The following is a 14,276-nucleotide window of genomic DNA, read 5'->3' on the forward strand; positions in this document are numbered from 1 at the left end:
AAACAAACTTAAAGTTTGATAAATGAAAATGTTATCAGAAATTTCAAATACGAATCAATATTTATTAAAAGGTAAAATAATTTTGTACCCAACGGATACTGTTTGGGGAATTGGTTGTGATGCGACAAACCTTAAAGCTGTTTCAAAGATTTTTCAACTTAAAAACAGAGCAGAAAGTAAAAGTTTAATTGTTTTGGTAAGTTCTATACATATGCTTAAAAAATATGTTTCATTACCAGGTAAAGCGCTAAGTATTTTAAAATCTACACAGAAACCAACAACAATTATTTATCAAAATCCAAAAGGATTTGCAAAAAACACAATTGCAAGTAATAATACCATTGCAATTAGAATTGTACAAGATGAGTTTTGTAGAAAATTAATTAAAAGATTTGGAAAGCCTATTGTTTCTACATCGTCAAATATAAGTGAAGAACCAACTCCAAAATCATTTTCAGAAATAAGTAAACCAATTTTGGATGGTGTAGATTATGTAGTAAATTTGCACCAAAATAAAGTAAATATAAAATCATCAACGATATTAAAAATTGATGGGAATACAATTCAGGTAATAAGAGCGTAAATACATGCAGAAGCAATTCTATAAAGAAGCAATTTCATCAGAAATTTTTAGTATAATATCAAAAGCATCCAAAGAATTAAAGATAGAATCCTATGTAATTGGAGGTTTTGTTCGTGATTTTTTATTAAAAAGAGGAACCGCAAAAGATATTGATATTGTTGCAATTGGAAGCGGAATAGAACTCGCGGAAAAAGTAGCATCATTATTACCAAACAAACCAAAAGTCCAGGTTTTTAAAACATACGGTACAGCAATGTTACGTTTTAATGATATTGAGATTGAGTTTGTTGGAGCAAGAAAAGAATCTTATACAGAAGAAAGTAGAAACCCTGAAGTTTCTGAAGGGACTTTACAAGACGATCAAAATAGAAGAGATTTTACAATTAATGCATTGGCATTAAGTTTAAATGAAGATAATTTTGGCGAAATATTAGATCCGTTTAACGGAGTAAGCGATTTAGAAAATAAGATAATAAGAACGCCTTTAAATCCTGACATTACGTATTCTGATGATCCTTTAAGAATGATGAGAGCAATACGATTTGCTTCTCAGTTACATTTTAAGATTGAAGAAAATTCACTTTTAGCAATTTCAGAAAATGCAGATCGACTTAAAATAATTACCAGAGAAAGAATTATTGATGAACTCAATAAAATAATGCTTTCAGAAAAACCTTCAAAAGGGTTTTTATTATTAGATAAAACAGGGTTATTACCACAAATTCTTCCAGAGTTAATTGATTTAAAAGGAGTAGAGGAAGTTGAAGGACAAAAGCATAAAGATAATTTTTATCACACTTTAGAAGTGGTGGATAATATTTCTGAAAACACAAATGATGTTTGGTTACGTTGGGCCGCTCTATTGCATGATATTGGAAAAGCGCCAACAAAAAAGTTTAGTAAAAAAGTGGGTTGGACATTTCATGCACATGAATTTGTAGGGTCTAAAATGGTTTATAAATTATTTAAACGATTAAAAATGCCTTTGAATAATAAGATGAAACTTGTTCAAAAAATGGTTTTATTAAGTTCTAGACCAATTGTTTTGGCTACAGAAGTTACAGATTCTGCAGTAAGAAGATTGGTTTTTGATGCTGGTGAAGATATCGATTATCTAATGACACTTTGTGAAGCTGATATTACAACTAAAAACCCTAAGAAATTTAAACGCTATCATCAAAATTTTGATTTGGTACGTTCTAAAATTAAGGAAGTAGAAGAGAGAGATAGAGTTCGTGATTTTCAGCCTCCAGTTTCTGGAGAGGAAATTATGAAAGCATTCAATTTAAAACCTTGTAGAGAAATTGGTCAGATAAAAGAAGCCATAAAAGAAGCAATTTTAGATGGTAAAATTCCTAATGAACAGAAAGCTTCTTATGATTTTATGATTGAAAAAGGTGTGGAATTAGGTTTGAAACAAAGTTTGCTATAGGTAACTCTCTTTAGGGAAAATACCAAATTAAAAAAGACCAATACGATTATAGTATTGGTCTTTTTTAGTTGATATAATTAATATTTTAGCTTAAAGACTGCATGGTTACCAACTTAAAGTATTCACCTTTTTTAGCAAGTAATTCTTCGTGTTTTCCTTGTTCTACAACTTTTCCTTTTTTTAGCACCAAAATTTTGTCTGCTTTTTGAATTGTAGAAAGCCTATGCGCAATTACTAAAGAAGTTCTGTTCTGCATCATTTTTTCTAAGGCAATTTGTACCAATTGTTCAGACTCTGTATCTAAAGCAGAAGTTGCTTCATCTAAAATCATTATTGGTGGGTTTTTTAAAACCGCTCTTGCAATAGATAACCGCTGTTTTTGTCCTCCAGAAAGTGTATTTCCACTATCTCCAATATTCGTTTCAAATTGCGCTGGCAATTCTTTTATAAACTCATATGCATTTGCAATTTCTGAAGCTTCTAAAACGGATTCCGGATTTGCATTTTGAGCTCCTAATTTAATATTATTTGCAATTGTATCATTAAATAAGATTGATTCTTGAGAAACAATGCCCATTAAATCTCGCAAAGATTTTTTAGTAATGTCTTTAATGTTCTCTCCATCAATTAATATGTCACCTTTATTTACATCGTAAAAACGAGTAATTAAATTGGCTAGCGTAGATTTCCCACTACCAGACTGTCCAACTAATGCAACGGTTTCCCCTTTATTAATTGTAAGAGAAAAGTCTTTTAAAACATACTCTTTCTTGTATTTGAAAGAAATATTTTTAAACTCAATCTTTGTATTGAAATCTTCTTTTACAGTAGCATTTTGTATATCTTTAATACTGTTTTCAGTATTTAAAATTTGCATAATTCTTTCTGCGGAAGCTTCTCCTTTTTGAATATTGTAAAATGTAGTTGTTATTAGTTTTATTGGGTTTAAAACAGTGTAAAACAACAAAATATAACCTAGAAATTTACTGGAATCTAAAGCGCTTGTTTTATTTATAACTTCCACACCTCCATACCAAAGAATGGCAATAATAGTTGCAGATCCTAAGAACTCACTCATTGGTGATGCTAATGTTTGTCTGTGAAAAACACTTGTCATCAATTGTTTAAAACTAGAGGTAGAATTATTAAATTTTGTTTCAATTACTTTTTCGGCATTAAAACCTTTAATAATTCTTAAACCTGTAAGTGTCTCTTCAATAAAAGATAAAAAATTACCGGTTTCTTTTTGAGCTTTAACTGAATTTGCTTTTAATTTTTTACTGATAGATGAAATAATAAACCCAGAAACGGGTAACAAAATAAAAACAAAAAGTGTTAATTTAATACTCATAAAAAGCATAATAGTTATTGAAATAATAACTGTTAATGGTTCTCTAACAATTACTTCTATAGAGGTTAAAATTGAGTTTTCTACTTCTTGTACATCAGATGTCATTCTTGCAATAATATCTCCTTTTTTCTTTTCTGTAAAATAAGACACTGGTAATTCTACAATTTTATGATATAACTTGTCTCTTAAATCTTTTACAATACCAGTTCTTAAAAATGTAATTACATAAGAGGCTAAGTATCTAAAAAAATTTTTAAAAAAGAAAAGTGAAAGTGATAATATACAAATGAATAATAAAACACTAATTTCTCCTTCATCTAAAATCTTTTGATAAATAAAATAGTTGAAACTATTTTCAGCATAACTACCTAAACTAGTTAAACCTTCATAAATAGGTTTTATTATTACCTTTTTTTCTTTACCAAATAATATATTAAGAACAGGTATAAACGCTAATACAGATAGCACATTAAAGAGTGCATAAAAAATATTAAATACAATATTTAAAAGCGTAAATTTTCTATATTTCTTTTCATATTTTAAAATGTCCTTAAAATAACTCATTAATTCAATTCCATTTCTTTAATAATTCTCTGAATTTTAGCATCTAATGCTGCTTCAACTGTAACCGCATTTTCTTTCAAATTTAATGGAGCGTTTACACTAAAATAAAATTTTATTTTTGGTTCTGTACCACTTGGTCTCGCTGCAATTCTTGTTCCTGATTCCGTTTGATAAATTAAAACATTAGATTTTGGTAAATCAATGTTTGTTATTTCACCAGTTATTAAGTTCTTCCTTGTTGAAGCTTCATAATCTGAGAGTGTTTCTACTTTTTCTCCATCAATTTCAGTTAATGGGTTGTTTCTCATATCACTCAGCATTTGCTCAATTTCTTCAGCACCATTCATCCCTTTCTTAACGATAGAAATTAAATGTTCTTTGTAAAAGTTATTTCTGACATAAATGTTTAGTAGCTCTTCATAAAAAGAACTACCATTTTGTTTTGCATAGGCAGCAACTTCACAAGCTAACAAGGTTGCAGTAACTGCATCTTTGTCTCTTACGAAATCTCCAATCATATACCCAAAGCTTTCTTCACCACCACCAATAAAATCCATAGATTCATGGTCTCTAATCATTTTGGCAATCCACTTAAAACCAGTTAAACCAACTTTAGTTTCTACGCCATAACTTGCTGCAGCTTTATTTACCAATTCTGTAGAAACAATTGTAGAACCTATAAACTGATTGCCGTTAATTTTACCTTCTTCTTTCCATTTTTTTAGTAAAAATTCAGTCATAACAACCATTGTTTGATTACCGTTCATCAACTTCATGTTTCCATTTAGATCTCTTACAGCAACGCCTAATCTATCGCAATCTGGATCTGTACCAATAACAATATCAGCTCCAATTTTATTAGCTAATTCTGTAGCCATTTTTAATGCCTCTGGTTCTTCTGGATTTGGAGATTTAACAGTTGGGAAATTTCCATCTGGAATTCTTTGTTCTTCAACAATATGAACATCAGAATATCCTGCTTTATCTAATGCATCCGGCACAGAAACAATAGATGTTCCGTGTAAAGAAGTGAAAACAATTTTTAATTTTTTTCTATCTATTTTATCAGATAAGCAACCATTTTTTACAGCGCCATTAATAAAGGCATCATCTACATCTTTACCAATAACTTCAATTAAATCTTCATTTGCAGTAAATTTAATTTCAGAAAAATCTAACGAATTTACATTCCCTATAATTCTACCATCATGAGGAGGTACAATTTGTCCTCCATCTGCCCAATATACTTTATAGCCATTATATTCTGGCGGATTATGAGAAGCTGTTAAAACAATACCAGCATCACAACCTAAATGACGAACTGCGAATGATAACTCTGGAGTTGCACGTAAATCTTCAAAAAGAAAAACTTTTATATTATTTGCTGATAAAACATCCGCTACAATTTTAGCAAACTTTTTACTATTATGTCTACAGTCAAAAGCAATTACAACACTTAGTTGTTCTTTTTTTACATTCTCTATTAAGTAATTAGATAAACCTTGCGTTGCTCTACCTAATGTATATTTATTAATTCTATTGGTTCCTGCGCCCATTACTCCGCGCATTCCACCAGTTCCAAACTCCATGTCTTTGTAGAATCTATCTGCTAAGGCATCCGGGTTATTGTTAATTAATTCATTTACTTCAGTTTGAGTTTCTACATCAAATGTTGATGTAAGCCATTGTTTTGCTTTGTCTAAAAAATCCGTCATATTTATTGAAAATTAGATGATTGGTATAAAAGTTGTTCTTATTTTATTATTATTTTATCTGTAGAAATTTTATTGTTAGTGTACTTAGCTTTTATAATATAAACACCACTTGACAAATTACCTAAATAAATTTTATTAAAACTATTAAATTTATTAAAAACTAGTCTTCCTGAAATATCTAAAATAGCAATTTCACTTATTAATTCATTATTTTTTATTGTAATGTGATCTATTACAGGGTTTGGGGAGATACTTATACTGTTATTAGTTTTTATGTTAGCTACTCCTAAACTAGAATCTTTAATGATTATAATTTTATTGTCATTAGTATTAAATGCATAACAATTATTTCCACAGGTAATTAAATTTTTAGCTTCCTCAGTAGTTTGATGAACTGTTAAGTTGTCAAAAAGTAAAAATGTGTTTGGATTAAATCGTTTAAAATTGATAGTGCCAGATTCGAAGTTAGCAAAACAAACTAAGTTATTTAGTGAGTCATAAGTTATTGGACCATCTATGTTTGAAAAACTTCCGATTACAAATGGGGCGCTAGTAATATCTACCACTTTACCGTTGTCAGAGTATATTCGATTATTATTATTATTACTTTTAGAATTAGAACTGCTTCCATGGTAAATAAAATCAACACCAAATCCCGATAAAACATTTTGAGTTACACTTGTATTTGTAATACCCGAATTATCAATAGCATGTCTTCTAAGGCCAAACTCTGTACTTTCATTATTAAAACCTATTAAAGAATTTTGGGAATCAAATTCTATTTTATTACTTCCACTATGATCTGGTGTTGTAATAGAACGTAATTTATTATCATCATATATAGCAATTCCTTCATGTCGTGGTGAGAAACCAATGTTCTTTCTAGAAACTGCTATTGTTGTTGACTTATTTGGCATAACTTCAATATCTTCTGCATAATAAGACCCTGAAAAAGAATCTGTACCTAAGCTAAATTGCAGTCCGGCAGTCTGTGTAGAGACAATAAACCTCCTTACAAGAGAAGCGCCACTAAAACCACTGTAAATATATTCACCATTATCAGCAATCGCTAAAACAGTTGGTTCACTTCCTATAAAAATAGTTTTTTCTAATTCATTTGTAGACGGATTTATAATTCCAATACTATTTCCATTTGATCCATTTGAACTTGGGATAGAAACATATATTCTATCAGTATTTGAGTCATACACTAAGTCATTTGTATGAATATTTATAGAAGATATTTGAAATTGAGAAAAAGAAAATATACTTTTTAGTAAAAAAATGCTTAATAAAAAAAACCTCATAAAATTTATTATTAAATGGTTGTAAAAAATAAATAAAAATATTTTTTTAGAAATTAATTTTTTCTTTAATGGTATAATGTTTTTCGTTGTTTTTTGTTTTTATTATAAGTTCTCCAATAAAACCTGCCAAAAATAACAAAGTACCTAATATCATAGAAGTAAGTGCTATATAAAACCAAGGATTATTAGTAACTAAAATTGTTTTTACACCATTAAAAACATTGTAGAGTTTGTAAACTCCAATATAAAATGCAGATATGATTCCAAATAGAAACATTAATGTTCCCCAAAGTCCAAAAATGTGCATCGGTCTTTTTCCGAATTTGGATAAAAACGAAATCGTAATTAAATCTAAGAAACCATTTACAAAACGGTCCATTCCAAATTTAGTTTCGCCATATTTTCTAGCTTGATGCTGAACAATTTTTTCACCAATTTTAGTAAAACCTTCGTTTTTAGCTAGAACAGGAATATACCTGTGCATTTCTCCACTAACTTTTACAGTTTTAATTACTTCGTTCTTGTAGGCTTTTAAACCACAATTAAAATCGTGTAATTTTAATCCTGAAGTTTTTCTTGCCGCAGCATTAAATAATTTTGATGGAATATTTTTAGTGATAACATTATCATAACGCTTCTTTTTCCAACCAGAAATAAGATCAAAATTTTTATCAATAATTAAATTGTAAAGTTCAGGAATTTCTTCTGGATTGTCTTGTAGATCTGCATCCATTGTTATTACAACACGTCCTTGAGCAAGACTAAAACCAGCATCTAATGCTTGACTTTTTCCATAGTTTTTTTGAAAACGAATTCCTTTTACAGGTTTGTTTTCTTCGGAGAGTTCTTCAATAACTTTCCAAGAGGTATCTGTACTGCCATCATCAATAAAAATTATTTCATATAAATAACGATTGGATTGCATAACTTTTGCAATCCAATCGTGTAATTCTTGTAATGATTCCTCTTCATTTAGAAGCGGTATAACCACTGAAATATCCATGTAGTATTATTTGAAGTTTTAAAACGTGTAAATTTAAAACTTTATAATTTTATTAATAATTTTCCTCTTCAGTTTTTTTCATTATTGCAGCTGCAATTGCAGAAACGATAAATCCACCAATAGCACTACCAATTATTCCCATTGCTGCCATAATTCCTGGAGATTGAAACTTTTTACCAATTTCATTCGCATTTTCAATTTGCTCTTCAGTCATCCCTTGATCTAAAAATTTTTGATTTTGAACTTCCATTATTTGACTCATAAATTCTGGTTCTATAAAGTTCATGAAAACATAATTATATATAACACCAATTAATGCTGCTACTATTGCAATTCCTACACCTATCTTAACTCCTTGTCCCCAAGATAAAAAACCGCCATTTACTTCTTTAAATTTTTTAATTCCAAAAACTATAAGTCCTATAAATAAAGCTCCAGAGATAACGGATGTAGACCAATGTGGATCTAAATGCATACCCATAGCATATAAAGTTAAACTAAGTAACACACTTGCAACCCCTAGAATTACACCGTTGTTTATTATAAGATTTTTACTATTCGCTTGATTTTCCATTTTTAAAAGTTTAGTTGATTATACAAATATATTCATTTCATTTTGATAGTTTTTGTTTTTTGTTAAACTTTATAAACCATCAAAACAATTTATTAGTAGTCAGGCTTTTAAAAAAGTTACAAAAATTTTAATAATTTTTTAATTGTTAAAATAAAAATCTGTTGTAAATTTGCAGCGGCAAGTCCTACACAACTAGCTCCCTTTGAATCCTCCAGGGCGGGAACGCAGCAAAGGTATTAGGTTGTAGCGGTGTGATGTAGGTAGCTTGCCATTTTTTTTTGTTCTGAAGTCTCGTTCAGAATAACGCTAAATTTACTTCTTAAAATTTAGATTCCTTGGTTAACTTTTATGATATTTGCAGAACTATTAAAGAATTCTAAAATTGAATATTTAAAAATTTAATTTTGAGTTACTTAACCATTCAATCATTTAATAATCAATGTCTAAAGTTGTTTTAGTTACTGGTGCTTCTTCAGGAATAGGAAAATCGATTGCTACTTTTTTATCTAAAAAAGGATGTAAAGTTTATGGCACAAGTAGAAATCCTAAAGAAATAGAAAGTTTTAATTTTGAATTGATTGCCTTAGATGTTTTAAATATTGAGACAATTAAAAAGGCAACAGCATTTATTATTGAAAAAGAAGGAAGGTTAGATGTTTTAGTAAATAATGCTGGAATGGGAATTACAGGTCCAATAGAAGATACACCTACAGAAGAAATGCGTGCAGTTTTTAATACAAATTTCTTTGGTGCTATTGATGTAATGAAAGCTATTTTACCACAAATGCGTAAACAAAAATCTGGAACAATTATAAATGTAACTTCTATTGCGGGTTATATGGGTTTACCTTTTAGAGGTTTGTATTCTGCAACAAAAGGAGCTTTAGAGTTAGTTACTGAATCAGCAAGAATGGAAGTGAAAAGTTTTGGAATTAATATTGTTAATGTTGCTCCTGGAGATTTTGCAACCAATATTGCAGCAGGACGTTACCATACACCCGTTTTTGAAAAATCTGCATACAAAGAGAAATACCAAGAGAATTTAGATTTAATGGATAGCCATGTAGTTCATGGAATGGATCCTATAGAAATGGCAAAAACTGTTTTTAAGATTATAAATACTAAAAACCCGAAAGTACATTACAAAGTTGGCGGATTTATGGAGAAATTCTCTATTGTTTTAAAAAGAATTTTACCAGATAAAATGTACGAAAAATTATTAATGAATCATTATAAATTATAAAGTTGCCTTGCGTTAGGGATTGAAGTGGCATCCTTTTTTATGTCAGTTTTAGTTTTTTTGTTTTGAAATGATAATGGAAAAATAAAAAAGTACCGAGAACAAATAAAAAAGATATAACAAAAAGCCCGACTTGGTCCTGAACGCTTTCAGGATAAAGTAACGCCCAAATTATTAATAACACAACATAAATAGATACAAAATGAAATTTTTTATTGACACAGCAAATTTAGATCAGATTAAAGAAGCGCAAGCTTTAGGAATTTTGGATGGTGTAACTACAAATCCGTCTTTAATGGCAAAAGAAGGAATTACTGGAGAAGCAAATATTATTAACCATTACAAAGAAATTTGTGAGTTGGTTGATGGTGATGTTTCTGCGGAAGTTATTTCTACAGATTTTGATGGAATGGTTAGAGAAGGAGAGGCTTTAGCAGCTTTAAATCCTCAGATTGTTGTAAAATTACCTATGATTAAAGATGGTGTAAAAGCATGTAAATATTTCTCTTCTAAAGGAATAAAAACAAACGTGACATTAGTGTTTTCTGCAGGACAAGCTTTATTAGCTGCAAAAGCAGGTGCAACATATGTTTCTCCATTTATTGGACGTTTAGACGATATTTCTACAGACGGAATGAACTTAATTTCTGAGATTCGTTTGATTTATGATAATTATGGTTTTGAAACTCAAATTTTAGCAGCTTCTGTGCGTAATACAATGCATATTATTAATTGTGCAAAATTAGGATCTGACGTTATGACTGGACCTTTAAGTGCAATTGAAGGTTTGTTAAAACACCCTTTAACAGATAGTGGTTTGGCTACGTTTTTAGCAGATTATAAAAAAGGGAACTAAAAGAAGTTAATAGCTTCTTTTAATTATTAGTTGTGAGTTGTTAGTTTTTAGTACGCACTCAAAACTTAAAATTAATAACTCATAATTTTTTAATCTTTTGTAAAAGGTTAAAACCTATGTATCCAAGAAAAGAACTCGCACAAATCGTAATTTCAGCTTGTTATCAATTTAATATTGATACGGTTGTTGTTTCTCCAGGTTCACGTAATGCTCCTTTAACTATTGGTTTTTCCAATCATCCAGAAATTGAAGTTTTAAGTGTAGTTGATGAGCGTTGTGCTGCTTTTTTTGCTTTAGGAATTGCGCAACAAACTCAGAAACCTGTTGCAATTGTTTGTACTTCTGGCTCTGCGTTGTTAAATTATTATCCTGCAATTGCAGAAGCTTTTTATAGTGATATTCCGTTAGTTGTAATTTCTGCAGACAGACCAAAACATTTGATTGATATTGGAGATGGACAAACAATTCGTCAAGAAAATGTGTTTGAAAATCATATACTGTTTTCTGCAAACTTGATTGAAGATTCTAAACTTAAAACTGAAAATTTACAACTTATAAGTAAAGCTTTACAAATAGCCGTTTCTCAAAAAGGGCCTATTCATATAAATGTTCCTTTTGATGAGCCTTTGTATGAAACAGCAGCAGTGCTAGAGAATTTTGATTTCTCAGATGTCATTGCGCGTGAAACGAAGCAATCTGTTAATTATAAAGAATTGTCTAAAATTTGGAATTCATCAACTAAAAAAATGATTTTGGTTGGAGTGCATTATCCAGATACTGAATTACAGCAATTAATTAACCATTTTACAGAAGATGCAGCTGTTTTAATTTTAACTGAAACTACTTCTAATTTACACCTTAAAAAAGGAGTAAATTCTATAGATCAGTTAATTTTTTCTTTAGATGAAGCACAATTTAAAGAGTTACAACCAGAGGTTTTAATCACTTTTGGAGGAATGATTATTTCTAAAAAAATAAAACAATTTTTAAGAAACTTTCAACCAAAGCATCATTGGAATATTGATGAGAAAAAAGCAACAAATACCTTTTTTTGCTTGTCGGAATTTATAAAAACAAAACCTGTAGACTTCTTTTTAAATTTTAGTAAATACATTTCAAAAAAAGAGAACGATTATCAACAAAAATGGTTGCAAGTTCGTGATGAAAAACGGAAAAAACAGCAACAATTTTTAGAGAAAGCACCACATTCTGATTTTAAAGTTTTTGAGCAGGTTTTAGAAAGTATTCCTACTAATTCTCAGTTGCAAATTAGTAATAGTTCTATTATTAGATATGCGCAATTATTTAGTATCAAGGAAACATTGAAGGTCTTTTGCAATAGAGGAACAAGTGGAATTGATGGAAGTACAAGTACAGCAATCGGAGCTGCATTTGCATCAAAAAAGCAAACTGTTTTTATTACGGGAGATTTAAGTTTTTTCTATGATAGTAATGCATTGTGGAACAATAATATTCCTAATGATTTTAGAATTATTTTAATTAATAATTCTGGTGGAGGAATTTTTAAGATTATTCCGGGTCCAGCAACGACAAATGCAGCTAAATATTTTGAAACTCCACATTGTTTAACAGCAGAACATTTGTGTAAAATGTACGAGCTAGATTATTTACAAGCACATTCTACAACAACAGTAGCAGCCCAATTAAAAGGTTTTTATGAAACATCAGAAAAACCAAAAATATTAGAAATCTTTACGCCAAGTGAAGAAAATAATTTAATTTTATCAGCATATTTTAAACATATACAGTAATGGATTTACAAGAAGATTTTAAAGAAGGAGAAGATAATTTAGAAGAAGGAGAAGCTACTTCTCAAGAGCAAGAAATGTACTTGAAAGAAGGAGATAAGGTAAGCTTAGTAATTGAAACAGAAACTGGTTTAGGGTATACTGTCTTAATTAATGAAGAGTTTGATGGTTTGCTTTTTAGAAGTGAGGTTTTTCAGGAATTAGAAGAAAACATGGAAGTTACCGGTTATGTTAAAAACATACGTGAAGATGGTAAAATAGATGTTTCACTTCGTCCTCAAGGTTTTAGAAATGTTATTGATTCCGATGTGGAAAAAGTGATGAAGAGATTAAAAGATAGTAGAGACGGTTTTATTTTAATAACTGATAAAAGTTCGCCAGATTCTATTCGTTTTCATATGAAAATGAGTAAAAAAGCGTTTAAAAAAGCAGTTGGAAATCTTTATAAACAAAAACTAATTGACATTGAGTCTGATAGAATTGTGTTGGTGAAGAAATAGTTTTGAGTGTTCAGTCTTCAGTGAACAGTATTATTCAGCAGGCAGTTTTCAGTCAGTTATTTAAACGTATTATAATAATTGTTTTTCTAATTTTTATAAATTACATTTTGCTAACTGCTAACTGCTAACTGCTAACTGCTAACTGCTAACTGCTAACTTTTTTATTGTCCGCTAATTCTTAAAATGTTTTCATAAAATGCATCAGAATTTGGATCTGAAGGATCCATTTTTCCGTAACCAATTTTGTAATGATATAGTGCTTTTTTTATACGTTTTCCACTTTCGTAATATCTTCCAATATAATAATCTCCCAAAGGAGAAGTGGGGAAAAGCTTTAAAATCATTCTACCAAATTCTTTTAATTGATCTCCGTTTTCTTTTTCGATAACAATGTTTTCAATTGCGTAAATATCTTGTTCTCTTATTCCTAAGTTGCTACCAAAAAGAAATTCGATTTCTAAATATTTGTTTTCTAAGTAGGCAATTGCATCACTAGGAGATAATTCTTTTACATTTTCATCATATTCTTCTTTAGAAATAGCCGAATAAATTTCAAAAACCTTAGTTAACGCTCTTGGTATTGCTTCACTCATAGCTGAAACACTATTTACAGTAAAAATGGTATCATTAATGAAATTGACATTTTTTAACTTTAGAGAAGATAATCCTTTTTGAAGTTCTCCAATTTTAACCTGTTTTTTTATTGAAAATGAAGTCGAATTATTGGTATATAAATAAAAGGTGTTGTCTTCTTTTTGAAAGCGTTCTAAATTATACGCTTGAAATTGGCTTCCAATAAAGTCTGGAAAAGTAGGATTTATACAGATATAAGAATTAATAAAGGGTGCAGGTTCTTTTAAAAAATGTGTTATCATATTTGCAGAAGTTCCTTCGCCAATCAAAGAAATAAAAGGAGAAGTTCTATAATTACTTTCCATATAAAAAATTACGTCATCATTAATAAATTCATAAAAAGCGATGTTTTCTTGTGTTAATTTCCCTGTATTAATATTAATATAAGTATCTCTTTTTCTTGAATCCTTCATAGAAATACCAACAATAATTTGTTTAGGTGCTTTGTCTTTTGCTGCAAAAAGCACAGAATTTCCTACATAAGCATCAAATAAATATTCAGCATCTAAAACAACTGCTAAAGGATAATTATTATTAGCCTCTTTTTCATAGCCTTCAGGAATATAAATTTTTATATTTCTTGCAGTTCCAAGTATTTCAGAATTAATTTTTTTGTTGATAATTTTTTGTGAAAATCCACTAAAGAAAAAAAGTATACATATTAGGGTGAACGATTTCTTTATCATAAATTTGACTCTTTTATTTTTGTAACCAATTATTTTGTTCTTCTACAAGAACGTCCAAAATAC

General features: G+C 29.3%; 12 protein-coding genes and 1 other RNA gene. 7 read left to right on the forward strand and 6 right to left on the reverse strand.

Going from position 1 to position 14,276, the window contains the following annotated elements; genetic code table 11:
• Window positions 1-22: 22 nt before the first annotated feature.
• Both BTO04_RS00195 and BTO04_RS00200 read left to right on the forward strand, forming a co-directional pair.
• Entirely contained in the window at window positions 23-583 is a 561-nt protein-coding gene (locus BTO04_RS00195) for an L-threonylcarbamoyladenylate synthase (protein ID WP_232455917.1), read from the forward strand.
• Window positions 584-587: 4 nt separating this feature from the next.
• Window positions 588-2,015, forward strand: a complete 1,428-nt coding sequence (locus BTO04_RS00200) for a CCA tRNA nucleotidyltransferase (RefSeq protein ID WP_087562571.1) — start codon at window positions 588-590, stop codon at window positions 2,013-2,015.
• Between the two features lie 85 nt (window positions 2,016-2,100).
• Here the strand turns inward: BTO04_RS00200 and BTO04_RS00205 are convergent, their stop codons facing one another.
• From BTO04_RS00205 to BTO04_RS00225, 5 genes are read right to left on the reverse strand one after another with little or no spacing between them, the layout of a single operon-like run.
• Window positions 2,101-3,930: an ABC transporter ATP-binding protein gene (locus tag BTO04_RS00205; protein ID WP_087562572.1), complete on the reverse strand. Its 1,830-nt coding sequence runs from the start codon at window positions 3,928-3,930 to the stop codon at window positions 2,101-2,103.
• A complete protein-coding gene (locus tag BTO04_RS00210; protein ID WP_087562573.1) occupies window positions 3,930-5,645 on the reverse strand; it encodes a phospho-sugar mutase in 1,716 nt (571 codons plus the stop codon). The genes BTO04_RS00205 and BTO04_RS00210 overlap by 1 nt, the downstream gene beginning before the upstream one ends.
• Window positions 5,646-5,683: 38 nt before the next feature.
• Window positions 5,684-6,952, reverse strand: a complete 1,269-nt coding sequence (locus BTO04_RS00215) for a YncE family protein (RefSeq protein ID WP_087562574.1) — start codon at window positions 6,950-6,952, stop codon at window positions 5,684-5,686.
• Window positions 6,953-6,998: 46 nt separating this feature from the next.
• Window positions 6,999-7,955, reverse strand: coding sequence for a glycosyltransferase family 2 protein (locus tag BTO04_RS00220; RefSeq protein ID WP_087562575.1), 957 nt, complete (start codon window positions 7,953-7,955; stop codon window positions 6,999-7,001).
• A gap of 52 nt (window positions 7,956-8,007) precedes the next feature.
• The gene (locus BTO04_RS00225) at window positions 8,008-8,529 is read right to left on the reverse strand and encodes a DUF4199 domain-containing protein (RefSeq protein ID WP_087562576.1); all 522 of its coding nucleotides are present in this window, start codon (window positions 8,527-8,529) and stop codon (window positions 8,008-8,010) included.
• 175 nt (window positions 8,530-8,704) lie between these two features.
• On the opposite strand from BTO04_RS00225, the gene ffs reads away from it, so the two are divergent.
• The 5 genes from ffs to BTO04_RS00250 all read left to right on the forward strand — a co-directional run bounded on the left by ffs (window position 8,705) and on the right by BTO04_RS00250 (window position 12,894).
• Window positions 8,705-8,803: signal recognition particle sRNA small type (ffs, locus tag BTO04_RS00230), an RNA gene on the forward strand.
• Window positions 8,804-8,968: 165 nt separating this feature from the next.
• Window positions 8,969-9,772 (forward strand): SDR family oxidoreductase, encoded by an 804-nt coding sequence (locus BTO04_RS00235; protein WP_087562577.1) that lies wholly within the window; start codon window positions 8,969-8,971, stop codon window positions 9,770-9,772.
• A gap of 199 nt (window positions 9,773-9,971) precedes the next feature.
• Complete coding sequence (gene fsa, locus BTO04_RS00240; RefSeq protein ID WP_087562578.1) at window positions 9,972-10,625, forward strand: fructose-6-phosphate aldolase; 654 nt, start codon at window positions 9,972-9,974, stop codon at window positions 10,623-10,625.
• Between the two features lie 116 nt (window positions 10,626-10,741).
• Window positions 10,742-12,397, forward strand: coding sequence for a 2-succinyl-5-enolpyruvyl-6-hydroxy-3-cyclohexene-1-carboxylic-acid synthase (menD, locus tag BTO04_RS00245; RefSeq protein ID WP_087562579.1), 1,656 nt, complete (start codon window positions 10,742-10,744; stop codon window positions 12,395-12,397).
• Window positions 12,397-12,894 carry a DNA-binding protein gene (locus BTO04_RS00250; RefSeq protein WP_232455918.1) on the forward strand — a complete coding sequence of 166 codons (498 nt, stop codon included), beginning with the start codon at window positions 12,397-12,399 and terminating at the stop codon, window positions 12,892-12,894. The genes menD and BTO04_RS00250 overlap by 1 nt, the downstream gene beginning before the upstream one ends.
• Before the next feature lie 161 nt (window positions 12,895-13,055).
• Here the strand turns inward: BTO04_RS00250 and BTO04_RS00255 are convergent, their stop codons facing one another.
• Window positions 13,056-14,213, reverse strand: coding sequence for an alpha/beta hydrolase-fold protein (locus tag BTO04_RS00255; protein ID WP_087562580.1), 1,158 nt, complete (start codon window positions 14,211-14,213; stop codon window positions 13,056-13,058).
• Between the last annotated feature and the right edge of the window lie 63 nt (window positions 14,214-14,276).

Origin of the sequence: Polaribacter sp. SA4-10, assembly GCF_002163835.1 — a bacterium.
Classification (GTDB): Bacteria; Bacteroidota; Bacteroidia; order Flavobacteriales; family Flavobacteriaceae; genus Polaribacter.

What these genes read in the sequence shown, in the direction of transcription:
- BTO04_RS00210 (WP_087562573.1), bottom strand. Translation starts at nt 5,645, where the DNA reads ATGACGGATTTTTTAGACAAAGCAAAACAATGGCTTACATCAACATTT.
- BTO04_RS00255 (WP_087562580.1), bottom strand. Translation starts at nt 14,213, where the DNA reads ATGATAAAGAAATCGTTCACCCTAATATGTATACTTTTTTTCTTTAGT.
- BTO04_RS00235 (WP_087562577.1), top strand. Translation starts at nt 8,969, where the DNA reads ATGTCTAAAGTTGTTTTAGTTACTGGTGCTTCTTCAGGAATAGGAAAA.
- menD (WP_087562579.1), top strand. Translation starts at nt 10,742, where the DNA reads ATGTATCCAAGAAAAGAACTCGCACAAATCGTAATTTCAGCTTGTTAT.
- BTO04_RS00195 (WP_232455917.1), top strand. Translation starts at nt 23, where the DNA reads ATGAAAATGTTATCAGAAATTTCAAATACGAATCAATATTTATTAAAA.
- BTO04_RS00250 (WP_232455918.1), top strand. Translation starts at nt 12,397, where the DNA reads ATGGATTTACAAGAAGATTTTAAAGAAGGAGAAGATAATTTAGAAGAA.
- BTO04_RS00220 (WP_087562575.1), bottom strand. Translation starts at nt 7,955, where the DNA reads ATGGATATTTCAGTGGTTATACCGCTTCTAAATGAAGAGGAATCATTA.
- fsa (WP_087562578.1), top strand. Translation starts at nt 9,972, where the DNA reads ATGAAATTTTTTATTGACACAGCAAATTTAGATCAGATTAAAGAAGCG.
- BTO04_RS00200 (WP_087562571.1), top strand. Translation starts at nt 588, where the DNA reads ATGCAGAAGCAATTCTATAAAGAAGCAATTTCATCAGAAATTTTTAGT.
- BTO04_RS00215 (WP_087562574.1), bottom strand. Translation starts at nt 6,952, where the DNA reads ATGAGGTTTTTTTTATTAAGCATTTTTTTACTAAAAAGTATATTTTCT.
- BTO04_RS00225 (WP_087562576.1), bottom strand. Translation starts at nt 8,529, where the DNA reads ATGGAAAATCAAGCGAATAGTAAAAATCTTATAATAAACAACGGTGTA.
- BTO04_RS00205 (WP_087562572.1), bottom strand. Translation starts at nt 3,930, where the DNA reads ATGAGTTATTTTAAGGACATTTTAAAATATGAAAAGAAATATAGAAAA.